This is a genomic window from Arthrobacter sp. 1088, assembly GCF_031455315.1.
GTDB lineage: Bacteria > Actinomycetota > Actinomycetes > Actinomycetales > Micrococcaceae > Arthrobacter.
The window spans coordinates 230,367-257,099 of sequence record NZ_JAVDSM010000001.1; the positions used below are offsets into that span (position 1 = coordinate 230,367).

A 26,733-nucleotide genomic window follows, 5' to 3' on the forward strand; every position below is an offset into this window, starting at 1 on the left:
CTACCGTCATTCCCATGTCGTCAACAGTGGATGCGGTTGCGGAACGTGCGAAGGTCTCGGTATCAACGGTTTCGCGTGCCTTGCGGGATATGCCGGGTGTTTCGCAAGAGACGCGCAAGCGCGTGCAAAGTATCGCGAGGGAATTAGGTTATGTTCCCTCGCTTGCTGGTTCCCGTTTGGCGACTGGCCGGACGGGAGCCATCGCGATTGTCACCCCCAACCTCTCCAAATGGTTCTTTGGGCAGGTGCTGGCTTCGGCGGGGCGGGTGCTTCGCCAGGCAGGCTTTGATGTCCTGTTGTACGAACTTGCCGATACTGCCGCGCGGGAGCGTTTCTTCGCGGGGTCAAGCCTTGCCGGGCGAGCTGATGGCGTGTTGATCTTTGCGTTGCAGCCAACTTCGGCGGAACTGGCCACCCTTGAAGCCCAGAACTTGCCGCTCGCGTTTTTGGGCTCGGGAACTCCTGGCAGGTCTGGTGTTCGGGTGGACGACCACGCGGCGGGGCGGGCAGCAGCCCGGCACCTCATCAATTTGGGGCACGAGCGCATCGCCTTCATCGGAATTCGCGAGGCTGCAGACAGCACGTTGGGTGGCGTCCCGCCGGCAAACCGTTTGAAGGGCTACCGCGAGGCCCTGGCCGAGGCCGGGCTGGAGTCCGGCCAGGACCTTGAGGTCCACGAGGAAAATTCAACGGCCGGCGGATCGAGGGCGATGGCCCGTTTGTTGTGTGCGGAAGTAGCCCCTACCGCAGTCTTCGTAGCGTCCGACGAAATGGCTTTCGGCGTGCTGCACACTCTCAAGGCGACAGGAATCGATGTTCCGGGCCAGATGTCGGTCATTGGCTTCGATAACCATGAACTCTCCGGGATTCTCGACCTGACCACCATGGACCACTCGGTCGCCCTGCAGGGGTCCGAAGCCGCGCGTCGGTTGCTGGCTTTGATAGGGCACGACGCCGGTGCGGAGCCGGATTTGGTGCTGTCCGCCCAACTGATTGTTCGCGGCACTACAGCGCCGCCATTTCCCTTGCGGGGCAGGCGCACTGTCACATCACCTGACTAAGAGTCACACCCCACAGCCAACAGTCACACCTTTGAAAGGGACTTAACCCATGGAATATCGCAAGCTCGGCGCCTCCGGCATGTACGTCAGCGAACTGGCCTACGGCAACTGGGTCACCCATGGCGAACAGATCGACCAGGAGGCGGCAACATCCTGCGTACGGCAAGCACTGGATCTTGGGATCACCACGTTCGATACTGCCGATGCCTATGCGGGAACCCGTGCAGAATCGGCCTTGGGCGAAGCCCTCAAAGGGGTCCGGCGTGAAGGCTTGGAGATTTTCACCAAGGTCTATTTTCCAACCGGTGAGGGGAAGAACGATCGTGGGCTCTCGCGCAAACACATGATGGAGTCAATAGACGGCTCGTTGCGCAGGCTCGGTACGGATTACGTTGACCTTTACCAAGCCCACCGCTACGACTACGAAACGCCGCTTGAGGAGACGATGCAGGCATTCGCGGACATCGTCCGGGCCGGCAAAGCACTCTACATCGGAGTTTCCGAATGGACTCCGGACGAAATCCGGGCCGGTGCCGCACTCGCCAAAGACCTTGGTATCGGGCTCGTATCGAACCAACCCCAGTACTCAATGCTGTGGCGGGTCATCGAGGAAGAAGTCGTACCCACCAGCGAGGAGCTCGGCCTGGGACAGATCTGCTGGTCCCCGTTGGCACAGGGCGTCCTTACAGGCAAGTACATTCCAGGCAAGGGGGCGCCCACCGATTCGCGCTTCACCACGGAGGACGGGGCTCTGAAAGACGAGCACAAGTTCATGCGCCCGGAGGTGCTGGAGAAGGTCCAGGAATTGCAGCCCATTGCCAAGGAAGCAGGACTGTCCATGGCCGCCCTCGCCGTGGCCTGGGTTTTGCAGAACAGCAACGTCTCGGCAGCGATCGTTGGGGCCTCCAAGCCCGAGCAATTGGTGGACAATGCCACGGCGTCCGGGGTTAAGCTCACCACGGAAATCCTCGCCAAAATTGATGAAGTGCTGGAGCCGGTGATCGAGAGGGACCCTGGAAAAGTCGAGTCATTCCTGACCCGGCCCTAAGCTACATGCTTCAGCTTTTCCTGAATCGCCGTTCGGAGCGATTCCAGCTGCGGCAGGCCTCGGGGGCCGTCGATGGTTGGATAGATCCGGCAGCTCAGCGCGGGGGCTCCGAGGACCGGAAAGAGGTCCTGTCCGTCGATCCGGAATGTGGGGGAGCCGTGGAAACCGAGCGAGGCTGCTTCCTCCTCGGAGTCCACCACTAAGTGCACCATGCCGGAAACCCCGGCCAGCCTCAGTGCCCGCTCGAAGAGTTGCTGAGCGGCCGCAGCATGGGGGCATTCAGGAATTGTCAGCAGCTCCGCGCCCATACTTGATTATCCAACACACCGTCCCTGAGGGGTTGACGTGTGCGCTTTCATCACCGGGACATATCGATGCTGGTTCCCAATCCATGAAGGACCGCAGCGTCGTACAGCAGCCGGCCGATGGCCAGGTCAAGCATGCCGATTCCCACCGAATTGAAGAGCGTAATATCGTCCTCGCTTTGGCGGCCCATCACGTCGCCGGCGATGACCCCGCCGAGTTCACCCTCGACGTCGTCTATCGTTATGACTCCTTCGGCCACAGCCATCATGAGGTCGCCCGACTTCTCAATGGCAGTTGGCATGCTGTCCACGAACACTCGTGACCTTCGCATCCCCTCCGAATCGATTTCCCGATGAGTGGGGCGAGGCCGGGCGCCGACAGCATTGACATGCAGTCCGGGACGGAACCACTCGCCACGAACCAAAGGCTCCTCGGACGGCGTCAGGGTACAGAGCACGTCGGCTTCCTCCACAACGTGCTGGACACTGGACGCCCTCACGAATTCGATCTGGTGGTGCGCGGTCCTGGCCTTGAACGCCGCGAGTGTAGACGCGCTTCGGGACCACATCACTACCTTCCGGATGGGAAGAACCGCCATCAACGCTTCAACGTGGGCGATGGCCAAGGCTCCTGCACCAACCAGCCCCAGAGTTGAACTGTCAGGGCGGGCAAGGAACCGGCTGGCAACGGCGCTCGCGGCTGCGGTTCGAATTCGGGTGGGCACCCGCCCGTCCAGAAGGGCGAGTGTTTCACCTGTCCGCCGATCGGCCAACAGGATACTGGAGCGCTGGGTAGGCAGCCCTTCATGGTGGTTCGCGGGGATATCGGAAAGAAGCTTCACTGCCGCCAGCCCTTGGCTTTCTGCCATCCCGGCCATGAGTAGGTAGCGCGCCTCCGACGACGGCAGGTGCAGAGATAGCGGACCGGGCTGAAGGGCAGTGCCGCGGGCGATGTCACCAAAACCGCGCTCGACGGCGGTAATGGTTTCGGTCATGCTGGCGAGGGACTCGAGTGTGGATGCTGTGAGAACAAGTGTCATGGGTGCCTCTGTGTCCGGGGGTGGAAGGAGCCAGGGGGTCTGGCATTTTGCGCACGGCGGGAGGGGAGCCTTCCTTCGAGCTGGGCAATGGCAGGGGCCCTGCTGTGCTCAATGTGGGCGACGGCCAAGGCCGAGGCCAGTTCTGCTTGCCCCATGCATATCGCTTGGCACAATGCCCGATGTTCCTGGCACAGCACCGCGGCGTCCTGTTCCACCACATTTCCGAAAAGCCAGCGCATGCGGTTGGCGACCGGCCTTATGACGGAGGTCAGCAGCTCGTTGCCCGTCAGCCGGAAGATTTCGTCGTGAATGGCGATATTTGTCCGTGCCCTCAGATCGGCATCCTGGCTGTCGATGAGCGATTCTGCATGTGCCATGACCGTGAGCAGCTGATCGGGAGCGGCACCATCGGCTACCTGCCTGGCGGCAATGCTTGCTGCTGAGACTTCAATGCTGAGCCTGATATCGAATACTTCATTGACGTCCTGAATGGTCATTTGTCGAACAACGGCACCGTGCCGTGGCCCTGTGGTGGTGTAGCCGTCGGCCTCGAGTTGCAGCAGGGCTTCCCGGACCGGCACACGGGAAACGTTGAGCTCAGAGGATAGCTCCCGCTCCCTGAGCCACGTCCCGGGCGTCAGGTCCCCGCTGATAATCCGGTCTCTGATGTGTAAATAAGCCAAGGCTGTGCGTGATGCTGAAACTGGAACATCGTCCAGGGCTTCACGGTCTGTCATAGGGTCGTGTTCCTGTTCTGGTGTCGTGGGGTCCGGCGATCGCCGGACCCCACGCTTTCACTTGACGTGGCGAAGGAAATTGGCTGTTCGATCGTTGGATGGATGGTCGAGTACCTGTGCTGCCGGTCCTGATTCGACAATCCGGCCTTCATCCATGAACACGACTCTGTCCGCGACTTCCCGGGCGAATCCGATTTCGTGGGTCACGATGATCATCGTCATCCCTTCCTCAGCCACCCGCTTCATGACCGCCAGTACGTCGCCCACCAATTCCGGGTCCAGGGCGCTGGTTGGTTCGTCGAACAACATCAGTTGGGGTTTCATGGCCAGCGCGCGGGCGATTGCTACGCGTTGCTGCTGCCCGCCGGAAAGTTGCGCTGGATAGGAGTCTCGTTTCAAGGACAAGCCAACCTTGTCCAGCGCATCCAGCCCTTGTTTGATTGCCTCTGCTTTGGGGAGGCCGAGGACTTTCCGGGGGCCATACGTGACGTTTTGCAGGGCCGTCATGTGATTGAAAAGATTGAAATGCTGAAAGACCGTCCCAATCCTCCGACGCATCAGTGCAGCTTCTTGTTCGGTGTGTTCGTACAGCTGTCCCTTGTGGGTCTTGAATCCCACGCGGTCGCCATCAACGTTGATGGTGCCGGACTCGATTGCCTCAAGTCCGTTGATGCACCTGAGCAGCGTGCTCTTGCCAGAGCCTGACGGACCGAGGACGCAGACAATTTCGCCTGGCTCCACCGTCATGTCCACTCCGCGAAGAATGTGGTTACGTCCCAGCCATTTGTTGACATCCCGGGCTTCCATCAAGGGTTCCTGCATTTGAACTGCCATCATGGCTGTCCTGCCTTCCGGATAAGTGCCGATTGCTGTTCCGGCACGGCAGCACGGCCTATGAAGAGTTGCCGAAATGAGAGGCCGGAGGATGCTCCCTCCGGATTGAACTTCCGCTCCAGGAAGTACTGGCCCACGCTGGCGAGGCTTACCAGGATCAGGTACCAAACTGTGGCGACGATGAGCAGGGGAACTATCTTGAAGTTTTGTCCATAGATCAACTGGGTTTGGGTGAGCAGGTCGCTGCCACCGATCGCTGAGACCAACGAGCTTGCCTTCAGCAGTCCGATGAATTGATTTCCCGTGGGCGGAATGATGACCCTGATGGTTTGGGGCAGGACGATCCGGCGAAGGGCTTGGCCCCGGGTAAGGCCGATGCTCAGCCCCGCCTCAGTTTGGCCTTTATTGACCGAGATGATGCCGCCTCGAATAATCTCCGCCATATATCCGGATTCGGCCAGAGACAGGGCACAAAGGCCCGCGGTGAATCCTGAGATCAATTCATTCGTGTCCCTCCCCAGGATGGTGGGGTAAAGCACGGCGAGATTGAACCAGATGAGGATCTGCACCAGCAGGGGTACGCCCCTGAAGAACCAGACGTACAGTTTGCCTACGGCTGACGCCACGCGGTTTCTGCTTTGGCACATGAGGGCGACGCCGAAGGCCAGAACCACCGAGATCAGCATGCTGAAAACCGCGAGTTCCAGCGTGACTGCTATGCCCTTGAGTATGGCTGGATGGAACATGAACTGGCCCACGCTGGCCCAATCGAGCCTTTCATTGCCGGCCTGCGTCCAACAGAATGCGCCGATGGTTGCCAGGATCAGGGCTGCGGAGGCCCATTGTCCGTATGGTTTTCGCCTTCTTGCCTTTTCTCCGGATACTCCCTGGGGCTGGTCCGAACCGCGTCGGGGAGTTGTTAGTGGGGAACCGGTCGCCAAATGCACTTTTGTCAGCGCTTCATTATTAGTGGTCATTTGGCGAGGTTGATTCCGGGCTTTGGCAGATCGATGACAGCAACATCCCATTTCTTCAGGATCTCGTCATACGTGCCGTCAGCATGGATGGCCTCGGTTGCCTTGAGGAAGGCGTCGCGCAATTGAGGGGTCTGCTTGTTGAAGATCATGCCCAGGAAGACCTTTTGCTCGAAATTCACCGGCACGGACTCCAGCTTTCCAGCGGTCTCCCTCTGTACTACGGATACGGCCATGTCGGGCCAGAACATGGCGTCCACCCGCCCTGAGGTTAGCGCCAGGTTCTTATCGCTTCCGGTAGGAAAGGTCACCAGTTCCGGGGCAGGCTTGCCTTCGGCGGTGCAGGCCTCGGCCATCAGTTTGACCAGGCGTTCGTCGTCGTTGCCCTTGACCCCGCCGATCTTGATTCCGCAGCCGCCGTTGACTTCGCTGGTGATCTTCTTTGGGTTGCCCTTGGCCACCATGAAGACGGTTCCTGCCACTTGGTAGTCTACGAAATCAACTTTTTCCTGGCGGCCGGGCCGGTCCGTCATGCCAGCAATGGAGGCGTCAAACTTGCCGTTCTGCACGCCCACCAGAAGCTGGTCGAAAGGGACCTTCTGGTAGGTGACTTTAAGGCCCAGCTTGGCTGCCATCGCATCCATCAGGTCAATGTTGAATCCCTTGACGCCGTCTTCGCCGATCGGAGTGTAGTTGGCGGGTTCAAAGTCGGGCTGTGTTCCGACGGTGATGGAACCCTTTGCTTTGATGTCTGCGGGGAGCAGATCACTCAAGGTGGCATTACCGCTTGCTGCCGGTTCCACCTTCGTAGCCGGCTGTGCGGCGCCACCACAGGCGGCGGTGCTTGCGACTATGCCGACGAGAACTGTCGTTACAGCGACCTTCTTCCAGTATTCAGATACCTGGGGAGCAAAGTTCTTCATTGATCTATCTCCTAATAATTTGAAGGGAACTACTTGGTCTTGAAGGGAACTACAGGGTCAAAAGTGGGCAGCACGGAATATCCCGGGTGTGAACCGCGGGATGTGCGGGGGAGGGGTTAGCGGAGGGAAGCGGCGGGTATGAGGTCGCTGCGGGGCTCGTCGACAAAGACTCCGTCGGCTGCCATCTGGTCCCAGATTCTCTGGACGACCTTGCCGGCTTTGTGGACCAAGGCGGCCTCGTCAACGATAGTCAGGGCGCCGTCGCGGACCTGCCACTGTCCGTCTGTCATGACATTCCTGACAGAGAGGCCATTGGCGTACATGAGGTGGTTCAGGGGTTCGCGCGGCACGGTTCCGACGCCGACGAACATGCCACTGACGTCGATGCTCGTGAGGTCTGCCTTCGCTCCCACGGCGATGCGGCCCAGATCTTCACGGCCAAGTCCCCTCGCTCCGCCCAGCGTGGCTGCCTCGACGGCGGTCCAGATTGATGGGCGGACCATGGGCACAGGAGTGGAATCACCCAGGAAATCGGCGCGGATGCGACCGTAGATGACCGCCATTTTCAGGTTCTCGATGTAGTCGTTGGAGTGGGTGTCCAAACCGATGCCGGAATTGACGCCCGCCCCCAGCACTTCCGGCCACGGCCATTGCGCCGGCGTTACTCCCGCTCCCGTACCGGAAGGGCAGTTGGCAAACGTGAAGCTGGAGTTCGCCAAAAGGGGGAGGTCACGCTCAAAGTCGATACCCAGCAGATGGGCCCCGAAGACGCGAACGGAACCATCGAAGATGCCCATGCTGTGCAGCCACGGTATTTCATCCTGGCCCCACAGCCTGTTCATGGCTACCTTGTCTGGCTGAGGCGCGCGGCCATATCCAGCCTGAAGGTGAATGTGCAGGCCGTGCAGCTCTTGTGCTGCCGACTTCATTGCCGCAAAAGTTTCCGGTGTGTGCACAGCGTTGGTTGCCGGCGCCATCATGGGAAGGATACGACCATCGTCAACGCCGTTGATGCTGCGGGCGTAGTCCAGGTTTTCCTGGATTTCGGCCAGGGTTTCCGGCACCGAATCGAACAACGCTTGATCGTCCGTACCCCGCTTCCATATGGGCAGGATCCGCTTCATTCCCGGGACAGCGCCTGAAGGGTAGCCCCGGATGCCAAACTCGCGGGCAACCCGGACGTATGACTGCATTGAGCGCAGGCCCTTGGACATTTCCACTTGGGTAGTACACCCACCGCGAAGAATTTCAGCCAGGTTCAACGCGGTCATAGTGTCCAGATCTTCGTCCGGAAGGTCTTCAAGGAGCACCATGGCTTTGAGGAATTGGCGCCCCTGCCGCAGCGGCGCCCCTTTGCTCATGGGAGTCAGGTTGCCTTCAACGTAGCCACGGGTGGCTGCGCCTCCGGCTACATGGCTGTGCATGGAGATCAGTCCCGGAAGGAGCAATTGTCCCGGCATATCCACGCGCTCGTCGGTGCTGCCCGTGCGGGGCCTGACTGCCTCAATTCGACCGTTCTTGACCACAACCTCGTGATCGGCCAGGAGAACCATCTCGTCATTGATATGCGCCAGGAGCCAACTCGGGGCCAGAACCAGTGGACGGCTTTGGTCACGGAAGCCGTCAGCTCCGAATCCCCGCATCTTCGCCAGCGCAGACCCGCGCTGCACTTTGTCCTCCAACAGCCCTGTTTGAGCCAGCTGGTTCCTGACTGTGCGGGTCTCGCCCTCGAGCCCCGCATCGCTTCCGCAGTTGGCACAGCCAGCTCCGGCCTGGTTCGAAACGACTTCTACTTCTGCCATTCGTCTTCCCTCATCGTCGAGGCATCCAGTCAAGTGGATGCCGAATAGCGCCGACGGTATACCAAACTTGAAAGAAGCGTCAATAGGGCTGGGGAATGTTCACTTATTTCTGCGATCATCACCCCATCACTGGTGACCTTGGCATACCAACCAGCCTCTTGCGCTCATGTGAGGCTTGGGCTATCGTGGCTAGATAGTGAAATTATGACGATCGTCACGATATCGATGAAGGAGATTGCCGCGGTCTGGCGGGCAGGCTCGATCTGCACCTGATATTGGATCTGCACCTAGCGAGGAACAGTGACCGTCACAGTCGTGCCGGAACCCGGCCGGCTGTTCAACCCGATGGTTCCACCGTGGGCTTCAACAATGGCTTTGCTGAGTGGTAAACCCAGGCCTGCCCCCGGTATTGCTGATTCCATTCCCTGATCGGCCCGGAAGAACTTGGTGAAGGCTTCGTCTTGTTCTTGTTCGGTCATGCCGATTCCGTGATCGCGGACGGATAGCTCTACCTCGCCGTTTTTTCCCCGGAGGCCAATGACCACTTGTGTGCCTTCGGGAGAGAACTTGATCGCGTTGGACAGCAACTGGTCAATGGCCTTGGAGAATTGACCGGGGTCCACATCTGCAGCGACGTCTCCATGGATTTGCAGAGCAATGGTGATGCCCCTTGCGGCGGCGGCCGGCCTGGCGTTCTTGACCGACTCCTGGAGCAGCTCGGAGACGTTGGTCGGCCGGCGACGCAGTTCGAGGTCTTCGGAGGCGACAAGGAGCAAATCATTGACGAGGGTCAGTAGGCGTTCCGCGTTCCGTTCGATGATGCCCATGAACGCAGGATTCGGCTGGTTGGCGAATATTTCCAGGTAACCAAGGATGGACGTTAGCGGAGTCCGAAGTTCGTGGGAGATAGTGGCGACGAACTTGTCACGCGCTGTTTGCGCCTTCACCAGGGCTGTGACGTCCGTGAAAGCAATGATCGAACCCTTCAATTGGCCCGATTCGTCGAGCAGCGGCCGTGCGGCGGCCGAAAAGGTCCGCTGCTTCTCCCCATCGCCCACCCGGACGAGCCTGTTGGTGAAACTGGCGCCTCGGACGGCAAGATCGGCGGGACTGTTCCGCTCTTCGGCGGACGGCCCAGCCATAACCGTGAAGGGGTTTACGGAGTCCGTCGACTCGTGAACCCATGAACGATCGGCCCGAAGGCGGCGGTTCGTAAGAATGTCGGCACCGTTTGTGTCCATGGCCCAGACACCGACGTTGACCGTTTCAAGGACTGTGTCCAGGAGCTGCGCGTGATCTTTGGTTGCGCCGTGGAGTCGCACCAGTTCTCGATCCTTACGGTCCAGACGCTCGCCATGTTTGATCAGCCCGCGGGCAACAGCATGCCCGGTGATGGCCAAACCCGCCATGATGACCGGGAAGACAATCATGCGGACCAACTCTGGCCGTTCAACTTCGTGCCCCAATAAGAACGGTGAAGCAACGGTGGCGCAAAGCGGTGCCAGGATGGCGAAGGCAACGCGCACCTTGCTGACGCTGACAGACAGCCAGATCACAGGAAAAGCCATGACAAGCCCCACCACGCTGAGCACCGGACCGCCGACCTCGCGGAGTAGGCCCAGAACGAGACAATCCACTACCGGGATGAAAACGAAACTCCAACTGGGAAGACGGTTCCATGGAAGAACGAGGCATGCAGTCAGGATCATGACGTGCAGGAGCAGGACGACGACGAAGACAGGGTCGAAGAGGCTGCTGGCGTTGAACAGGATTGCTAGGAAAACAATCAATGTGGCCATGACCATCAAGGGCAATTGGCACAACACAACCGCCCTGCGCCTACCGATTCTGTTGAAATAGTCCTCCAGCGGCAAGAAAACGCTATCCCCCATAGCCAAGCACCTTCCATCCCCCCGGATCTGAAAACCAAGCCCTGCTGCCCAGCATAGTGATTCACAGATCAGCAAAGACAACGCGCGGTACGAAAGCACAGGAATTTCTGGAAAGTCCTGCCACTCCAAGACCAAGTACCCGGCAAGCAAGCAAGTAGTGGGGCCGGCTGGAAACGAGTACTCACTACTCGTGACGGGGCCCTTCTGCAGCCGATTCAATTGAGCACAGAGGATCTGAAATGACGTTTGTTGGAGGGGTTACGTTGAGTACAGGAATGGAATCGGCAGCAGTGTTCGCGGGGTCGCTGCCCGGGCTTCTCCTTATGTCCGTGGGACAAATAATGGTAGTGGTGTGCCTGTGCTTCGATATGGTGCGTGCGATGTCCATACCCAGTTCACGCCCCCGGTACGTGGCGAATACGATTTTCAGGACCTTGGCGGTTCCTTCCATCATGGTCATGGGGATCAGCGCGCTCGCTGAAGCGGTCACCTGGTCATGGCTTCAGGTGGCCATGTGCATGGCCGTGCTGGTGATGATCATCTTCCGCTGGCACTCCGACAAGGATGAAGACAACTGGTGGAAGGGCAAGGGCAAGAAATTGGCCCGGTGGGCGCGTAAGCAGCTCTCGCCACCACCCGTGGTTGCCCCTGCAATGGGCTGACAAACCTCAACGATAAGGCCGTGCCAATGGTGGCGCGGCCTTATTTTGTGGGGGCAAAGCGAGGGAATTCCTAGGTTTAGCGCAGGAAATACGCAGGTTCCAGAGGCTTTCCACAGGAAGTCCCAAGGACTCCGATATGGGCCTCTCTCCGTTGCTACGTTGGTTGGGAGCTGGTATCGGGCCAGCCCACATCTCCCCAACTCGCTCAGGAGTTTTCAAAATGTTTGCTACCTTCCGCACCATCGCATCCCGTGCCCGTCGTGAAGAGAACGGCGCTACCGCCGTCGAATACGGCATCATGGTTGCGCTCATCGCCGTTGTCATCATCGTTGCTGTGACCCTGCTCGGCGGGAACCTCGTCGAGACCTTCAATAGCTCAGCCTGTGCCGTCAAGGGCGGCACGTGGACAGCCACCACCACTGCCACCTCTACAGTCCCGTCCGTTCCTGGCAGCTGCTCGAAGTAGTCCGGCTCACAGCGGGTACCCGGGTGGGTGGGTCGGTGGCCCCACCCACCCGCTCCTCTTTCCACTTTCGATGAGAAGGCAGATCCACATGCAGAGGACATCAGAACGGGGTGCAGTAGCGGTTGAGTTCGCACTGCTTGCACCCATCCTGATCCTCCTGGTCCTGGGGATCATGGAATTCGGACGGGCCTACAACGCGCAGGTCTCGCTCACGAACGCTGCCCGCGAGGGCGTGCGCGTGATGTCCATCGCGAATGATCAGTCGGCAGCCAGGACCGCGGCGAAAAATGCCGCTGTAACCCTGAATCCCAAGCTGGCAGATGCGAACTTCACCTTCAGTGCCACCAGCTGCACGTCCGGCGCGCAGATGTCCGTAACCGTCAAATACACACTCAGCACCCTCACGGGAATCGCAGGACCGTTCCCGATGCAAGGAGTAGGGGTGATGGTATGTGGCGGCTAAAGGGCAATGACGACGGCGAACGCGGAGCCGTTGCGGTCCTCATAGCTCTGATTCTGGTTGCGTTACTTGGCTTTGCCGCCCTGGCTGTGGACGCTGGAATGCTCTACTCGGAAAAGGCGCAGGCGCAGAACGGATCCGATGCAGCGGCCCTGGCCGTGGCGGAGAAATGCGCCGCCAATCTCAGCGACCCGAATTGCTCCGCTACGTCCCAGATCGCCAAGGACATGGCCAATAAGAATGCCATAGACGGCCTTGGAAACATCAACTCGGTAAACCTTGATCTGACTAACCGGAAGGTAACCGTGTCCGCCGGCTCCCAGCAAGCGGGCGGCGCTCCAAATGCCGTTTCACTGGTCTTCGGCCGTGTCCTGGGCATGAATACGGCGGACGTTGTGACGTCGTCGTCTGTTCAGTGGGGCAGTCCTCGCGCTGGAACAACTCCCTTTCCCCTGGCGTTTTCGATCTGCCAGGTGCAAGGGTACGTTGGCGGTGTCCAGCAGCTTTTGCAGGCTCACGGCACCGGCGCCAATCCCAGCTGCAACTACGGGCCTTCAGGCGCGGCAGTACAGGGCGGGTTCGGCTGGACTGTCCAGGATCCTGGCGTGTGCGGTGGCACCATTGACCTGGCGCTCAGCGAAGGTGGCAGCGCCCCCGGGAACAGCGTGCCGCCAAATTGTTCCTCAACCCTGAACAAGTGGGCAGCCAGCATCAACGCCGGAAAAGACGTCATTGTGCTGCTTCCGGTTTTCAATTCCGTTACGGGCACAGGCAGCGGAGCCATTTACCACTTGGTCTCGTTTGCCGCTTTCAAGGTGACTGGATGGAAGTTCAGCGGCGGCAGCAGCCTCCCGGACACTTTCCACAACGAGAGTCCATATGTTTCTTCCTCGCTGTCCTGTACCGGAAATTGCCGGGGGATCGTGGGGAGATTCGTCAAGTACGTATCGCTGGCTGATGGCTATTCCTTGGGACCTGTGGATGCCAATGGTGTCACCGTAGTGCGCCTGACCAGCTAGCCTTTCCAATTATTAAGCACAGGAGTGTTAAGTGAAATCACGCTTATTGGCAGGATCGGCAGCAGCGCTGCTGGCGGTCATAGGGGTGATCCTCGTGTTCGCTTATGCGCAGGGCGCTGATCAACGGGCTGTCCAGAATCTTGCTCCCGTTGATGTCTTGATGGTCAAGGCTCCGATTCCCGCAGGCACGCCGGTAGAGGCCATGAAGGCATCCCTTGCCGCCCAGCAGCTTCCGCAATCATCTGTCCCCGCATCAGCACTGAAGACGTTGGGCGATTCGGCGGGCAAGGTGGCCGCTGTGGACCTGGTACCGGGCGAACCATTGGTGGCCGAGCGTCTTGTAGCTCCGGAGGCATTGAAGGCTCCGGGAAACGTTGCGGTGCCTCCAGGAATGCAGGAAGTTTCGTTCCAGCTGGACCCCGTGCGAGTCGTAGGGGGACGGATAGTTCCTGGTGACCACATCGGGATTTTCATTTCCATGGAGAGCGGTGGAATTGAGTCCAAGCCGGATAAGGAAACCACCCAGTTGTCCATTCACAAGGTGCTTGTGACCGCAGTGCAGCGTGCCCCCGAGCCAGCAGCCACAGCCCAGCCCAGCCCTGCCCCGAGTTCCGGGACCCAAGCACCTGATCCCAAGGACAGCACCCTGCCCACTGGTTCCCTGCTCCTTACCGTGGCAGTGGGCGACTCGGATGCAGCCAAGATCGTTTTCGCCGCCGAGTTCGCCAAGATCTGGCTGAGCAAGGAGCCTGTGGACGCCCAGGAGAGCGGACCCAGAATCATCCAACGGAGCGAGGTGTACAAGTGAGTCGCTTTGTCCTGATAACGCCCAGTGCTGAATTTGATCAGCGGCTACGTCAAGCCGTTGCCGGCGGCCTCCCCGGAAGCGTGCAGACCTTCTTCACCAGCGTCCTGCCCGTTGACCCGGCCGAGCTCTTCGGCGCCCTGGACCAGGGACAACTCGAGGTGCTGATCCTGGGACCGGACGTGCCGGTTGAGGAAGCGATGCGCCTGGCTACAGTCCTTAACGTTCAGGTGCCGGAGCTCAGCGTACTTCTCGTCGCTGAGCCGCAGCCGGACTTTATCCTCCAAGCGATGCGGTCCGGCATCCGCGACATCATGAGTCCGTCCGCAGACATGGCCGAGATCAGGGTCACCCTGGAGCGTGCTTGCCAGTCCTTCGCCACCCGTCAGCGAACTTCGGAACCTAAGCCGGCAGGAGCACCTAAGGGACTGGTGATCGGCGTCTTTTCTCCCAAGGGAGGCGTGGGAAAGACGACCATCGCCACGAACATTGCCGTGGGGTTGGGCAAGATAGCGCCGATGAGCGTAGTGATCGTGGATCTCGATTTGCAGTTCGGTGATGTCGCCTCAGGGCTCTACCTCAATCCGGAACATACGGTTACTGACGCGGTCACGCCGTCGGCCAGCCAGGATTCTTTGGTGCTCAAGGCATTTCTCACGGTCCATCCCGCGAGCATTTATGCTCTGTGCGCGCCCAAAAATCCTGTTGAAGCAGATGAAATTACTCCCGAACAGGTGGGCCGGCTGCTGGAGCAACTTGCCGAAGAATTTCAGTACGTGGTGGTTGATACAGCCCCGGGCTTGCCTGAAATCGGCCTCGCGGCGTTGGAGCAGTGCACCGACGCCGTGTGGGTGTCAGCCATGGATGTGCCAAGCGTTCGGGGCCTGCGCTCCGGGTTGGACATCCTTCGCAAGCTGAATCTGCTCCCGGAAACCCGCCACGTGGTACTCAACATGGCCGATTCCAAGTCCGGGCTGTCCGTCCAGGACGTTGAATCGACCGTTGGTGCCCCCGTAGATATCAGCATTCCCCGATCAAAGGCAGTGGCGCTCTCCACCAACCGTGGTATTCCGGTGCTGCAAGAGGGGGCGAAGGACCCAGCAATCAAGGGCCTGAACCATCTCGTTCAACGGTTCAACCCCGCATGGCGGGCCACGGCCCAGCGAAAACTGCACAGAAGGGTGGTAGTCCAGTGAAGCTGTCCGAACGCCTGCGTGACGCCGAGGAAGAATCCGCGGCTCCAGCCACTGCGCTTGGACAAGGATCCAAGCCACTCTCGACGCCGAACCCCACCTTTGCGCAGGCCGCCCAGCAGGCCAAACCGAACCTTCAAACGAAGGCCACGGTCGCGTCGAAACCCCACCTCTCAGTGAAATTGGCTGATCATCCTGACGCGCCGATGCCAAAGGCCCAGCAGCCGGTGGACGCCTTCGCTGCCCTGAAGCGACGCGCCGCAACGGCATTGTTTGAGCGTCTGGGTGCGAGGTTCAACGATTCAACGTTGAGTGAGCAGGAGTTACGGACGGCTGCCCGGGAAGAGCTGACCAGGATCATCGACGCCGAGCAGGTGCCGCTCTCTCCTGAGGAGCGCAGCCGGCTTGTGGCGGATGTGGCCGATGATGTCCTGGGCTACGGGCCACTGCAGCGCCTGCTGGATGACCCGGAAGTTACGGAGATCATGGTCAACAGAATGGACCAGATTTACGTCGAACGGCGCGGCAGGCTGATCCTCACTGATTCGGGATTTAGCTCCGAAGACCATCTGAGAAGAGTCATCGAACGCATCGTCTCCAAGGTGGGACGCCGAATCGATGAGTCGTCACCGCTGGTCGATGCCCGGTTGGAGGACGGCTCACGCGTCAACGCTGTGATCCCGCCGCTTGCTGTTGGCGGTTCGTCCCTGACAATCCGAAAATTCAGCAAAGTGCCCTTGACCATCAGGAATTTGATCGACTTTGGCACACTCACCCCTGAAATCGCCGAACTCCTGAATGCCTGCGTCAAAGCGAAATTGAACATTATTGTTTCCGGCGGTACCGGAACCGGCAAAACCACGTTGTTGAATGTCCTGTCTTCATTCATTCCTGAGGACAACCGAATTGTGACCATTGAGGACGCAGTGGAGCTGCAGATCCAGCAGCAGCACGTGGTCAGGCTTGAGAGCCGGCCCCCGAACACTGAGGGCAAGGGCGAAGTCACTATCCGCGAACTGCTCCGGAACTCGCTCCGTATGCGCCCGGACAGGATCGTGGTGGGCGAGGTGCGCGGGGGAGAGTCGCTGGACATGCTGCAAGCCATGAACACCGGGCACGATGGGTCACTCTCTACGGTGCACTCGAATTCTCCCCGTGATGCCGTGGCCAGACTTGAAACGCTGGTTCTTATGGCTGGGATGGACCTCCCGTTGCGGGCGATCCGTGAGCAGCTTGCGTCCGCGGTGAACCTCATCATCCAAATTTCGCGTCTCCGCGATGGCACGCGACGAATCACGCACGTGACTGAGGTCCAAGGGATGGAGGGCGATATCGTCACGCTTCAGGACGCTTTTGTTTTCGACTATTCGGCCGGCGTCGACGCTCACGGTAGGTTCCTCGGCAAACCAGTTTCCACCGGCATCCGTCCGCGGTTCATCGATCGCTTCACGGACTTGGGCATTCATGTTTCTCCCGAGCTTTTTGCGGCTCCACTGACATCGACGCCGAGGACGTGAGCGCGCCATGATTCTTTTCGTCGGGCTGGCCCTCATGCTGTCAGCCATCGTGCTGTTCGGGGTAGCTGTTATTTTGCCAAAGACCCCCGATGTTCCGCTGGACCGGCGGAGGCCCTACCAGCTGCTTCCCGGTTCGCATCTGACGCGGTTCACCGGGTCAACAACGGACGCACTTCATCGTGTGCTGACGCAGCGCAAAGTTCGGCTTTTCAACCGCGAACAACTCGATGACGCGGGTGTGCGAATGAGCCAAGCGGACTTCGTCGTCCTGGTGATCGCCGGCGCGGTGGTGGGAGCCTTGATCGGGCTGATTGTCGGCGGCATTCTCTTCGCGATTCTCCTCAGCATTTTGGCACCCTTCGTGGCTCGGCTGGTTCTGAAGTTCAGGGCCGGCAAAAGGCGTGACAAGTTCGATGATCAGCTTGGCGACACACTTCAGCTTCTTTCCGGCGGCCTAAGGGCTGGCCACAGCATCCTGCGCGCCATCGACGCCGCTGCCACGGAATCAGTCAGCCCCACATCCGAAGAAATGCGCAGGGTCATCACGGAGACAAGTCTGGGACGGGACTTGCAAGCGTCCCTGAACGATACGGCGGAGAGAATGCGGAACGAGGATTTCGTCTGGATAGCCCAAGCAATCCAGATCAACCGTGAGGTGGGTGGGAACCTCGCAGATGTGCTGGACCAGGTGAACGACACCATTCGCGAACGCAGTGAAATCAAAGGGCACATTAAATCCCTGGCCGCAGAAGGAAAGTTTTCGGCCTACATTTTGATGGCCCTCCCGGTGGGAATCGTGTTCATGCTCATGATCGTCAACCCCGGCTATATGAACGTGATGTTCACCAATCCGCTGGGCTGGGTGATGATCGGAGGTTCCGTCATCTTGATGACCATCGGTGGTCTGTGGATGCGCAAGATCATCGACTTGAAATTTTGAGGTGAACCTTGCACCCTTTCCTGCTTTTATCCTTGTTGCTCGTTCCGTTGCCGAGCGCCTATTTCGCGTGGTCCCTCCTTTCAACTGACCGGAGGACCCCGCGGGCAGTCCGTGAGCTCCTGTCGCGGGGTCAAATCGCGATTGAAGTGGAGCAGCAGAGCAGGAGCGGGGCATTGGAGCGCCTGGGCTACAGGCTTACCCCCGGAAGTTATGTCCAGAAATTGGACAGGCTACTGGCCTTGGCTGGCCGTCCCACGTCACTCCCTCTGGGACGTGTCCTTGCCGCCAAGCCAGCACTTGGCCTTCTCGGCGCGATTTTTGGTGTGTTTATCACTACCACCAGCCAGAGTGGACTCATCAAGCTTGTGGGGATCTTTGTGGTCCTGCTGGGATATTTCATTCCGGACCTGATGCTTTACAGCAAAGGTCAGGAGCGGCAAAAGAAAATCCAGTTGGAACTCGCCAACACCATGGACCAAATGCTCATCTCCGTGGAAGCCGGCCTCGGCTTCGAAGGAGCCATGGCCCGCGCCGGAGAAAACGGCAAGGGACCGCTGGCGGAAGAACTTGTCAGGACACTCCAGGACATGCAGGTTGGCAGGAGCCGCCGTGAGTCCTATCTCGCGTTGGCCCAGCGGACCAATATTCCTGAGCTTCGAAGCTTCGTGCAGGCGGTTATCCAGGCCGACACGTATGGGATTGCCATTAGCCGCGTGTTGAGGGTTCAGGCGAAGGTCATGAGGGTTAAGCGCCGGCAACGCGCCGAGGAGAAAGCCATGAAGCTTCCGGTAACAATTCTCTTTCCCCTGCTATTCTTCATCTTTCCAGTCCTGTTTATTGCCATCCTGGGACCAGCAGTGATCAATACCATAACAACCCTCAGTGCTGGCTGAGCAGGAATAACGAATTTGTGTAATAAAAGGAAACTCAAGAAATCAGGGGGAGCTAAGGATTTGCTCAAGATCAGCACAAGATCGGTTTAAATCTGAGTTCAGGAAGTAGCATCGAGTTATGTTCAGTTCAGATTTCAGTGAGGTCGACGAGCGTGGGGACTCCGACCGTACCGGACAGACGAAAGGCTCCACATGGATGCCCAACGCGTCCGGACGGCCGATACTGGACCTCGCGGAATTCCAACTCTTGGAAGATCAGGTGGGCGATCCGCGCATTGCGCGCATATTTGCAAGCGACTTCGCGAGGCTCTGGCCAACACGTTACGGAAACCTCGCGGCCGCCGTCGAACGTGGTGACGAAGCGGCGGCAATGGACACAATACTTAGCCTGAGAACATCTTCAGCGATGGTGGGGGGCATTCGCCTTTCGGTTCTCGCAGCCATTCTTGAAGGACACCTTCTGAACGGTGAATTACGCAATGCCCAGACTCTCCTTGATGAGATTGCCGAGTGTGGTCAGCGCACTGTCAAGGAGCTCAAGGAAAGCTACGTACTGAGGAAAGAAAGCCCGGAGCCGGATCCCATCTCTTAATCGGGCCTTTTCGGGGCAAGTCGATAGCCGACTCCCCGGATCGTCTGTAGAAACCGGGGAGACTGTGAGTCTTCGTGCAGCTTTCGGCGAAGATTTCCAATGTGGGTTTCAACAGCCCGTTCGTCGGCCTCGCTGATATATGCATCGTCGTCGTAATAGTCGCCACGGGCAGCCCGAACCAAGTCAGCCCTTGTCCGAACTTCGTCCGGGTTGCGGAGCAAATCAAGCAGCAGGTCGAATTCGCTCCTGGTCAAAGTCAGGGGAGAACCATCAAGGGCCACTGCCCGGGATTTGTAATTCAACGACAATCCATTGTGTTCAAGGACCGGATCGTTACGTCCATTCGAACGGACCAAGCCGGATTCGTTGGCCTCCTCGGGTAAGGACAACCCAACGCCCACGCGGGGCCGCCGCATCATCGCTGTGACCCTTGCCCTTAGCTCGCGTGGCAGGAATGGTTTCTTTACATAGTCGTCGGCACCCGTCAGGAAAGCGGTGAGAGTATCCGGTTCGTCGCGGCGTGCAGTGAGCATGACAACATACGCATCACTGAATTGCCGGATCCGCCGCAAAACCTCATGGCCATCCATGTCTGGAAGTCCGACGTCCAGTGTCACCGCCACGGCTTGATGATGTCGGACAACCTCGACGCCTTCGCGTCCAGTCGCGGCGGAATGGACTACAAATCCCGCCTCTCTCAGGATGGCGCCCACCAAATTCCGGACGTCCTCATCATCCTCAATGACTACAGCAACCCCAGGCTCGCTCATTGATTCCCTCGAGTCGGCGCACATCCCCGCAAGCCCAGCGCAAAGCGGGAAGTGTCACCCAATACGTACGATACAAGCATTCAAGTTTTATAGCACCTAATATGTGCAATATGCGCCGTCACAACGTTCCGGTTTTACGCTCCGCCCCCTGCTCTTCCCGGAATCGGCGCGAAACGATATTTGGTCCGTGTCCCCCAAACGAAGGATTCTGCCTTGACTGAGCAGCCTTTGCTTCGCACAGCCGCCCGCATCTTTAGAAAACTGACGCCCAGAGCCCGGGTAGCCGTCTGTGAATTGCCTTTGACTCTGGTAGTCGGAGGATTGTTCGTCTCTGCCCCAGCCCTTTGGCCAAGCCTCATGCAGAACGGGTTGTTTGTCACCGGAATCCTCATGCATGGGATCCTTTTCGTGAGTTGCTTCCTGGTTCCATGGGAGCGTCTGGCGCCGGGCGCCAGCCTGGTCATTCCGGTCCTGGATCTGGTTGCCCTCGCATTTACGCGAAGTGGTGCCTATGGCTCGCTGCCAGGCCTCGTGGTTCTGGCACTTTTTCCCGTGATCTGGTTGTCCGCCTCAGGTCTGAGAACCAGGTCCAGCCTCATCATTAGTTTTCTGGGTCCCCTCGTCATTGCCCTCCCGCCATTCATTTCGCACCTGCCTAAGCCGCCGTCCTCCGACATGTTCTCGGTTACCGTCCTGCCCCTGGTGATGTTGGCGGTGGCAATTACCATCCGGCTCTCGGGCTCGAATGCGCGGATTCAGCAACAGCGTGTCAGGCAGCGTGACCAAGCGCTGAGGCAATTGCTCGCGGCCAGCAGGGATCGCGAAATGCTGCTTGCGACGATCCTGGACACCATCGACGTCGGAATTGTCGCCGTCGATTCCAAGGGCGAGACGCTTTTGACGAACAACCAACAAAAAGAATTCCAGCGCGTGGCGACTCCATCCCGGTCCGGAGCGGCGCCCACACGCGAGGAGCTATTGATCTTTGGCCAGGATCGGCTGACACCGCTTCCACCCGAAAAGAGCCCCACCCAAAGGGCAGTCCAGGGAGAAACGTATTCGGATTACCTTGTGTGGTTCGGTACGGGAGCAGAACAGCGGGCCATTTCCACCGCCGCGCGCAGCATGAAATACGGCGTTGATGAAGGGTTCGGGGGAGCCGTGATCGTGTTTCGCGACGTGACCGACGTCGTCCAGGCCCTCGCGGCCAAGGATGAATTGGTTGCCAACGTTTCCCACGAATTCGGATCGCCACTCACGTCCATCCTGGGCAACCTGGACTTGGTGCTCCGCGGAGATGAAGAGCTCTCGGACAGGGCGCGGACCCGTTTGGAAGTCGCCGAACGCAACGCCGAGCGGCTCCGTGCCCTGGTGGATGATCTGCTGATGTCAGCCGCCGCAGTGGAGAGCATCCACCTACGGCGTACCGACGTGGCCGGCCTGGTTGAAAACAGCTTGGTGTCAGCCCATGCGCAGGCTGATTTTGCCAATGTGGGCCTCGTGGCCGACGTACCTTCACCCCTCTGGGCAGATGCAGATCCACTGAGGTTGGGTCAGGCCCTGGATAACCTCGTGTCCAACGCCATCAAGTACTCCCCGGGTGGCGGACGCGTCACCGTGAGGGCTGCCCGGAACGACGGGTGGATCCAGCTGGAAGTTCAAGATACCGGCATGGGGATGACCACGGAGGAGACCTCGAAGATTTTCACGCGCTTCTTCCGGACTGGTGCCGCCCGCCAGGCCGCCATTCCGGGCGTTGGCCTGGGATTGTCCATCACCAAGTCCATCGTGGAACGGCATGGCGGCAGTATCACCTGCACCAGCAAACCCGGGAGAGGCAGCACCTTTACGGTTTCGCTTCCAGCCACGCCATCCGAGGAGAATATGAAGGCCTAAGCCCGTTCAGTGCATAAAGCCGCTACCGTCCCAGTCGCGGTCGTACTTACCGCACCGCGTGCAGCGCCTGTAACGGCCGCTGCCATCTTCTGCCGACTCCACGTGCCAGGCGTGGCCCAGGTTCAGCTTGCACAAGAGCATCTTGAGCATGGCGCTCTCCATTCCTAAACACGGGCGAACCAGCGAACCGTGATTGCTTCGTGCCCCCTCAGTTTAGGCAGTGCGCCCATTCGGCCGGTAGGGCATTGGGGTTCAGGCATGCAGGTTCCATGTTCTGGAAAGCCCTGATGTCCGGACTCGATGTCGTAGTCTGATGCGTAGTTGGGCCAGCTGCTGACGAACGGGCCATGCCGGTTACTTCCATTGGGGGAATTGATGACAAATGACACGGATGGTGCGGCTTACGGTCAGTCGGAAGTGCCGGCGGTGCCGCTGCAACGGCCGCAGCCCTTCGCGCCGCCGGGAGTGCCTGCGGGCTCGCCTCCGTATGGGTCGTCGCAGCCTTTTGGAGCACCCGCTGCTGCTCCGGCGCCACACCATTACCAGCAGCCGCCCTCCCTGCAGCCGCCCTTCCAGCAGGCTCCATTCCAGCAGTCGCCTTTTCCGTACCAGCCCTACTACCGGCAGCAGCCCTTCCAACGTCCAGGCTTCGGACCCCCACCTTTCCCGCAGAACCCTCCGCGGGAAAATTGGTCCAGCGGTTCCAAGAAGCGCATCGGTCCCTCCTTTTGGATCGTGTGCACATTGCTTGCCCTACTTGCCGTGGCCAATGCTGTTACAGGGAATGGCGAATCGATCCTGATCTTCATCGGCCTGGCAGCGTTGCTCACCGGTCTGTATTCGCTCATTTTCAAGCGGCCCTCTTGGGCTGCGCTACCCGGCAAACAGGCTGCGATAGTGGTTGCCGTCGCGGGAGCCGCCTCGCTTTTCCTCGGCGTGGTTGCTGCCGGGACTGAAGCGGCTCGTGATTCGGCAGTCGCCGCTGCTCAGCGAGCTCCGAGCACCACACAAGACAGGCCCGGAGACGGGACCATCCAAGACGGAATCATCCAAGACGGAACATGGATTGTTGGGCAGGACATCGCCCCGGGCACGTATCGAACCACGAAAGAAGTCACGGGCGCCTGCTCCTGGCAAATCACGCGCCCGGGCAGCACTGATAGCTCTGAAGGAGCTGTCACCAGCGGATTTCCCATGCTGAAACTGGTCCGCGGCCAGAGGCTGATAACGGAAGGCTGCGGAGGCTGGACGAAGCAATAGGCTCCGCCCAGCAATTGCCCTGTCCGCGGACTGCCCGACGCCAGTGCTGCTATCCGTCCGCCTCGAGCCGCTGCTTAAGCCGCCTGTGGCTCGCTGGGGCACCCCGCGCCGCGAGCTGACGTACGGCGGGTACGGGGGCCTTGCCGAAGCCGTGCCCCTCGAAATCGAGCTCAAATGTCATCCGGGACCTTGCGCCGTCGTCGAGCGGTTCGACGTCGATGCTCGCGTGAGGGCGGATCGGGCCCGCAACCCCGTGTGCGGCGAACCGATGGGGCGGCTCCACCTCCGTGATCTCCTGGGTCATTGTTCGCTCGTTGGGTCCGATCCGGCGGGTGGTGGTGAACCGCGACCCGACTTCACGGCCGTCCGGGCCCTCGAAATGCACCTCCAGGACGTCAGCCTGCCACTCCGGGAAACGCAGCACGTCGCTCGCATACGCAAAAACCTCATCAGGTGGTCGGTCGATTTCTATGGTGTGCGTGAGTGCTGACATGGCTCCTCCTTCTCCTCCATCGTCTCTCGATCCGACCGAAAACGACGTGGCGAGTGCGGATCCCTGCTGGCGCAGCGCGAGGCGATCGCAGCCGATTCAGGCTTTGCATTCGGACGGGTTTTGCCGGACATGCTCCGGGTAGATAATGCTGTGACTGTGAAGATCATGGGTTAGCCCCCCGTGCCACCCAGTCCGCGTTCGTTGAACGCCACACCGCCGCGGCCACGAGCGTGAGCCCGACGATCTCGAGCGCGCCACCGGCCACAGCGAACCACTCGTTGCCGACGATGATGTTGATGACGTGGCCGATGGTCCAGCAGATGATGAGCGCGCCCGCCCACCGCCCTCGCGGCCAAGGATGCTGCCGCTCACTTCGCTTTCGGGCCCTTCCGCTGATTCGTCTTATTAGCTCGGTGCTGGGTTTACCGAACACGTCAGGATTGGAGTTCCCCATACACCGTAGCCGCTTGTGTCCGTGCGGGTGTCGGTTATCTTGACGCGCTGGACTCCGTCCAGGGGAATGGTTTGCCGTTCTGCTGATTGTGTCGGACCACTTGTTACGGATAAGAAGATTTTGTCGTCAAGATAGATGTTGAACGTGATGGGCTTACTCGATGTAAGTGTTTGAGAGGCTTGACCGAACGAAATCGTGAGCCTCGTACATAAGCCGCGAATTTCATAGGTCCGGTAGTTTTCCTTCTCGCCATTACCCGTAGAGAGGTAGCTTTCAGCAAAATCAGTGTCACCAATGCTGTGCCGGCCAGGTCCCACTACGAGTCCGGCATCAACGGCTCTCACATCGCGGAGGGGGATCGTCTGCAGCGCGGAAACGCCGGTACCACCATTTGGTGGAGCGGGGAGAATTGCAGATTCCGTAACTGTGTTCCCGGGACGGGAAGTTGCTGTAGAGCGTCCTGTGTTTGGGTTCCCGGTCACGGTGGGTGTGGCAAGCTGGCGGGTCTGCTGTCCGTCGCCGGGTAATTCGTCGGGGACCGTAGGATCCGGATCCACTGAAATGTTATGCAACCACAGAGCGAAAACTCCAATGACAACCAGCGCAGGGATGCCCAAATACAGGCTCTTCTTGACTCTGCCTGCCCGAGGGCCATGCAGTCCGGAATTTCGTGTCAGGGTTGGCTTGGTTAAGGGAGCGAACCTTGTTGGGATCGAATTTCTTGCGCGACGAAAGAGGGCAATGCCGTGGCTTGCGCCGCTCCACTTCCGCCGGACGGCTGCCTGGACACGTAAGGTGGCCAACAACAGGAAGATTCCAGCGACTGCGACGGCAAGGGGGCCCGGCCACCATACGGGCATAGCGATTCCAATGAGAGCGCCAGTCCCCAGGCCTATGAGGCCTGTGCCCAGAGCGGGCACCCATTTAGGGATAGGCATCCTCCCCGGGGAAGAGAATGCTATGCCGTCTTCATCTTGAATTCTTGAGGAGTAATTGGAAAGGATCGAGACAGCGAAAAAGCGCGAAAGTTGAGGTGAGCGGGCTAGGTCGAGTAGCCAACCACGTTCCAGGTCACAGGCTTCAGTTAAGTGGGACAATGTCGCCTCGGCTTGCTGAATTGGCAAACGGCTGAGAACTTGTCCCCAGTCAGATGCTGCGGGGCGATGAAGCATTTCTGACCTAAGAATTTCTACGACACGTTCTGGATATTTGTCATAGAGGCCCCTTATTTCATCGGCATAAGCCCGCGCATACTGAGGGTCATCGAAAGTTCTGGTCACAGCACGGCGGCGCACGATGTTCCACTGCCCAGTAGATCGGATGAGAGGCCGGCATTCCGCTGCCCTCTCTAGATCGACCCCGTCCAGCTCGTTGAGACGCCGGTCCAGGATGAACGCGTAATCGGTGATCATGGAGTCCTCCAGCGTTCCCTGATCGATGCGCGGTTTGAGCGTCCTTGTCCATACGGCATCGTACATTTCTGCAAGGGAGCCGCCTGCGGCCAAAAAAGACTGACCCGCTACGGTGTTGGAGACAGGACTATTTTCGCCGCTTGGGACATTTGCCAACGAGCCGAGCAGGTGTTCCCGGAAGTCTCTACGTTGGTCTGTGCTTAATCTTCCCTCCCTCATAGCGATTGCGATTTGCGGGGCGATGGGACGATTTTCTGCGATGGTCTCAACAACCCTTTCCATGGTTCGGGGTTGTTGTAACCATGGGGAAGAGGAAGCTGACTGCAAAATAGTCAAAACTTCAATATCGTCGAGGTCTTCAGGTCGCCGCGCCAGAAGAGATTCTGTTCTGAGATAGTTCACTAATTGTGTGATTGTCTCGACCGTGTCTGGAAACCGGTCACCCGAGGCGGTTTGCGCGTGCAGAAGTGCCCGTCCTAACTTGCCAAAACGGGTCGTGCGCATCTTGTCGGTGGCATCTAAAGACCACATCACCTGATCACGATGAAGCGACCTGCAATCACTGAACGCGCGCGATACAAAGACGACGGCGCTGTCGCAGGATTCGGGCCGGGCATCGAAGGTGGAGAAACTTACATCTCTGAGCATGCCGGAGGGGATCAAATTCAGGGCTAGTGACAGGATTCGGGCGACCGGGAGGTCGTAGTCTGCTTCAATGACCGCTCGCCGCCCCGTTTCAATGTATTCAAGCAGGCAGCCTGCCACGCCTGTAACATAGTCCGCCAGTCTTTCGTCATCGGATTTCAGTGCCAGCCGGGGAGGGAATACCGGTAGTTCCAGGTCGATGCGTGGCAAATCCGTTTGCGGACGGGCCTCTATGGGCCAATCGCGTGCGATCGACGCGGACTGCGAAATTGTGAGTGCGGATGCGGGGTCAAGGCTGTTAGTGGGGTCGCACAAGGCATGAACCATGTAGCGTCCGTTCCGCCCATTTGCATCGAGTCCCAAGTACCTCTTCACAAGAAGGATCGTTCCGAGCTGGACGTCGACTCGGTAGACAACAGCCTCGGGAGCTGGAATGCCGCGCAAAATCTCCGAGCTTGACCCTTGCGACAAGTAAGCCACTTGGCCGCCCAGTCCTCCTTGCAGATGTTCGGGGCGTACGGGCCATCCCGGCGATTGGCCGACAACTCCGAACCCTGGTCCTGTGAGGGTGTGTACAGCCCATGTATAGATCAGTTGCTCCATATGGATCACTGAAGGCCGCGTACCAAGGGCCCAAGGT

At 59.2% G+C, this 26,733-nt stretch carries 26 protein-coding genes; 14 read left to right on the plus strand and 12 right to left on the minus strand.

Annotated features, from left to right (window positions below; translation table 11 throughout):
- Window positions 1-14 precede the first annotated feature (14 nt).
- Both J2Y41_RS01055 and J2Y41_RS01060 read left to right on the plus strand, forming a co-directional pair.
- Complete coding sequence (locus J2Y41_RS01055; RefSeq protein ID WP_309925367.1) at window positions 15-1,061, plus strand: LacI family DNA-binding transcriptional regulator; 1,047 nt, start codon at window positions 15-17, stop codon at window positions 1,059-1,061.
- 49 nt (window positions 1,062-1,110) lie between these two features.
- Entirely contained in the window at window positions 1,111-2,109 is a 999-nt protein-coding gene (locus J2Y41_RS01060) for an aldo/keto reductase family protein (RefSeq protein WP_309925369.1), read from the plus strand.
- Here the strand turns inward: J2Y41_RS01060 and J2Y41_RS01065 are convergent.
- From J2Y41_RS01065 to J2Y41_RS01100, 8 genes are all read right to left on the minus strand, one after another.
- Complete coding sequence (locus J2Y41_RS01065; protein ID WP_309925370.1) at window positions 2,106-2,417, minus strand: hypothetical protein; 312 nt, start codon at window positions 2,415-2,417, stop codon at window positions 2,106-2,108. The two genes, J2Y41_RS01060 and J2Y41_RS01065, sit on opposite strands and share 4 nt — an antisense overlap.
- A gap of 50 nt (window positions 2,418-2,467) precedes the next feature.
- Window positions 2,468-3,454, minus strand: coding sequence for an ornithine cyclodeaminase family protein (locus tag J2Y41_RS01070; RefSeq protein WP_309925372.1), 987 nt, complete (start codon window positions 3,452-3,454; stop codon window positions 2,468-2,470).
- Window positions 3,451-4,191: a GntR family transcriptional regulator gene (locus J2Y41_RS01075; protein ID WP_309925375.1), complete on the minus strand. Its 741-nt coding sequence runs from the start codon at window positions 4,189-4,191 to the stop codon at window positions 3,451-3,453. The genes J2Y41_RS01070 and J2Y41_RS01075 overlap by 4 nt, the downstream gene beginning before the upstream one ends.
- 57 nt (window positions 4,192-4,248) lie before the next feature.
- Entirely contained in the window at window positions 4,249-5,025 is a 777-nt protein-coding gene (locus tag J2Y41_RS01080) for an amino acid ABC transporter ATP-binding protein (RefSeq protein WP_309925981.1), read from the minus strand.
- Complete coding sequence (locus J2Y41_RS01085; protein WP_309925377.1) at window positions 5,025-6,002, minus strand: amino acid ABC transporter permease; 978 nt, start codon at window positions 6,000-6,002, stop codon at window positions 5,025-5,027. The genes J2Y41_RS01080 and J2Y41_RS01085 overlap by 1 nt, the downstream gene beginning before the upstream one ends.
- A complete protein-coding gene (locus J2Y41_RS01090) occupies window positions 5,999-6,922 on the minus strand; it encodes an ABC transporter substrate-binding protein (RefSeq protein ID WP_309925379.1) in 924 nt (307 codons plus the stop codon). The genes J2Y41_RS01085 and J2Y41_RS01090 overlap by 4 nt, the downstream gene beginning before the upstream one ends.
- 116 nt (window positions 6,923-7,038) lie before the next feature.
- Window positions 7,039-8,724, minus strand: coding sequence for an amidohydrolase family protein (locus J2Y41_RS01095; RefSeq protein WP_309925382.1), 1,686 nt, complete (start codon window positions 8,722-8,724; stop codon window positions 7,039-7,041).
- 287 nt (window positions 8,725-9,011) lie between these two features.
- Entirely contained in the window at window positions 9,012-10,616 is a 1,605-nt protein-coding gene (locus tag J2Y41_RS01100; RefSeq protein ID WP_309925384.1) for a HAMP domain-containing sensor histidine kinase, read from the minus strand.
- Window positions 10,617-10,855: 239 nt separating this feature from the next.
- On the opposite strand from J2Y41_RS01100, the gene J2Y41_RS01105 reads away from it, so the two are divergent.
- From J2Y41_RS01105 to J2Y41_RS01150, 10 genes are all read left to right on the plus strand, one after another.
- Window positions 10,856-11,278 (plus strand): hypothetical protein, encoded by a 423-nt coding sequence (locus J2Y41_RS01105; protein ID WP_309925387.1) that lies wholly within the window; start codon window positions 10,856-10,858, stop codon window positions 11,276-11,278.
- Between the two features lie 220 nt (window positions 11,279-11,498).
- Window positions 11,499-11,744 (plus strand): Flp family type IVb pilin, encoded by a 246-nt coding sequence (locus tag J2Y41_RS01110; RefSeq protein WP_309925389.1) that lies wholly within the window; start codon window positions 11,499-11,501, stop codon window positions 11,742-11,744.
- Window positions 11,745-11,832: 88 nt separating this feature from the next.
- Window positions 11,833-12,207, plus strand: coding sequence for a TadE/TadG family type IV pilus assembly protein (locus tag J2Y41_RS01115; protein WP_309925392.1), 375 nt, complete (start codon window positions 11,833-11,835; stop codon window positions 12,205-12,207).
- The gene (locus tag J2Y41_RS01120) at window positions 12,195-13,223 is read left to right on the plus strand and encodes a Tad domain-containing protein (protein ID WP_309925395.1); all 1,029 of its coding nucleotides are present in this window, start codon (window positions 12,195-12,197) and stop codon (window positions 13,221-13,223) included. The genes J2Y41_RS01115 and J2Y41_RS01120 overlap by 13 nt, the downstream gene beginning before the upstream one ends.
- A gap of 31 nt (window positions 13,224-13,254) precedes the next feature.
- Entirely contained in the window at window positions 13,255-14,031 is a 777-nt protein-coding gene (cpaB, locus tag J2Y41_RS01125; protein WP_309925397.1) for a Flp pilus assembly protein CpaB, read from the plus strand.
- Window positions 14,028-15,224, plus strand: a complete 1,197-nt coding sequence (locus tag J2Y41_RS01130; RefSeq protein WP_224165170.1) for an AAA family ATPase — start codon at window positions 14,028-14,030, stop codon at window positions 15,222-15,224. The genes cpaB and J2Y41_RS01130 overlap by 4 nt, the downstream gene beginning before the upstream one ends.
- Window positions 15,225-15,427: 203 nt before the next feature.
- The gene (locus J2Y41_RS01135) at window positions 15,428-16,738 is read left to right on the plus strand and encodes a CpaF family protein (RefSeq protein WP_224167562.1); all 1,311 of its coding nucleotides are present in this window, start codon (window positions 15,428-15,430) and stop codon (window positions 16,736-16,738) included.
- Between the two features lie 7 nt (window positions 16,739-16,745).
- Window positions 16,746-17,678: a type II secretion system F family protein gene (locus J2Y41_RS01140; RefSeq protein ID WP_309925403.1), complete on the plus strand. Its 933-nt coding sequence runs from the start codon at window positions 16,746-16,748 to the stop codon at window positions 17,676-17,678.
- A gap of 8 nt (window positions 17,679-17,686) precedes the next feature.
- Entirely contained in the window at window positions 17,687-18,571 is an 885-nt protein-coding gene (locus J2Y41_RS01145; RefSeq protein ID WP_224165168.1) for a type II secretion system F family protein, read from the plus strand.
- Window positions 18,572-18,689: 118 nt separating this feature from the next.
- Window positions 18,690-19,163 carry an Hpt domain-containing protein gene (locus J2Y41_RS01150; protein WP_224165167.1) on the plus strand — a complete coding sequence of 158 codons (474 nt, stop codon included), beginning with the start codon at window positions 18,690-18,692 and terminating at the stop codon, window positions 19,161-19,163.
- Here J2Y41_RS01150 and J2Y41_RS01155 read toward each other — a convergent pair.
- The gene (locus J2Y41_RS01155) at window positions 19,160-19,933 is read right to left on the minus strand and encodes a response regulator transcription factor (protein ID WP_224165166.1); all 774 of its coding nucleotides are present in this window, start codon (window positions 19,931-19,933) and stop codon (window positions 19,160-19,162) included. The two genes, J2Y41_RS01150 and J2Y41_RS01155, sit on opposite strands and share 4 nt — an antisense overlap.
- Window positions 19,934-20,146: 213 nt before the next feature.
- Here J2Y41_RS01155 and J2Y41_RS01160 point away from each other — a divergent pair, with 213 nt between their 5' ends.
- Window positions 20,147-21,829: a HAMP domain-containing sensor histidine kinase gene (locus J2Y41_RS01160; RefSeq protein WP_309925412.1), complete on the plus strand. Its 1,683-nt coding sequence runs from the start codon at window positions 20,147-20,149 to the stop codon at window positions 21,827-21,829.
- A 6-nt stretch (window positions 21,830-21,835) separates the two neighbouring features.
- Here the strand turns inward: J2Y41_RS01160 and J2Y41_RS01165 are convergent, their stop codons facing one another.
- Complete coding sequence (locus J2Y41_RS01165) at window positions 21,836-21,979, minus strand: hypothetical protein (protein ID WP_224088605.1); 144 nt, start codon at window positions 21,977-21,979, stop codon at window positions 21,836-21,838.
- 225 nt (window positions 21,980-22,204) lie between these two features.
- Here J2Y41_RS01165 and J2Y41_RS01170 point away from each other — a divergent pair, with 225 nt between their 5' ends.
- A complete protein-coding gene (locus J2Y41_RS01170) occupies window positions 22,205-23,089 on the plus strand; it encodes a hypothetical protein (RefSeq protein ID WP_309925415.1) in 885 nt (294 codons plus the stop codon).
- 49 nt (window positions 23,090-23,138) lie between these two features.
- On the opposite strand, the gene J2Y41_RS01175 is transcribed toward J2Y41_RS01170, so the two are convergent.
- Both J2Y41_RS01175 and J2Y41_RS01180 read right to left on the minus strand, forming a co-directional pair.
- Window positions 23,139-23,582, minus strand: a complete 444-nt coding sequence (locus J2Y41_RS01175; protein ID WP_309925418.1) for an SRPBCC family protein — start codon at window positions 23,580-23,582, stop codon at window positions 23,139-23,141.
- 405 nt (window positions 23,583-23,987) lie between these two features.
- Entirely contained in the window at window positions 23,988-26,696 is a 2,709-nt protein-coding gene (locus tag J2Y41_RS01180; RefSeq protein WP_309925420.1) for a hypothetical protein, read from the minus strand.
- Between the last annotated feature and the right edge of the window lie 37 nt (window positions 26,697-26,733).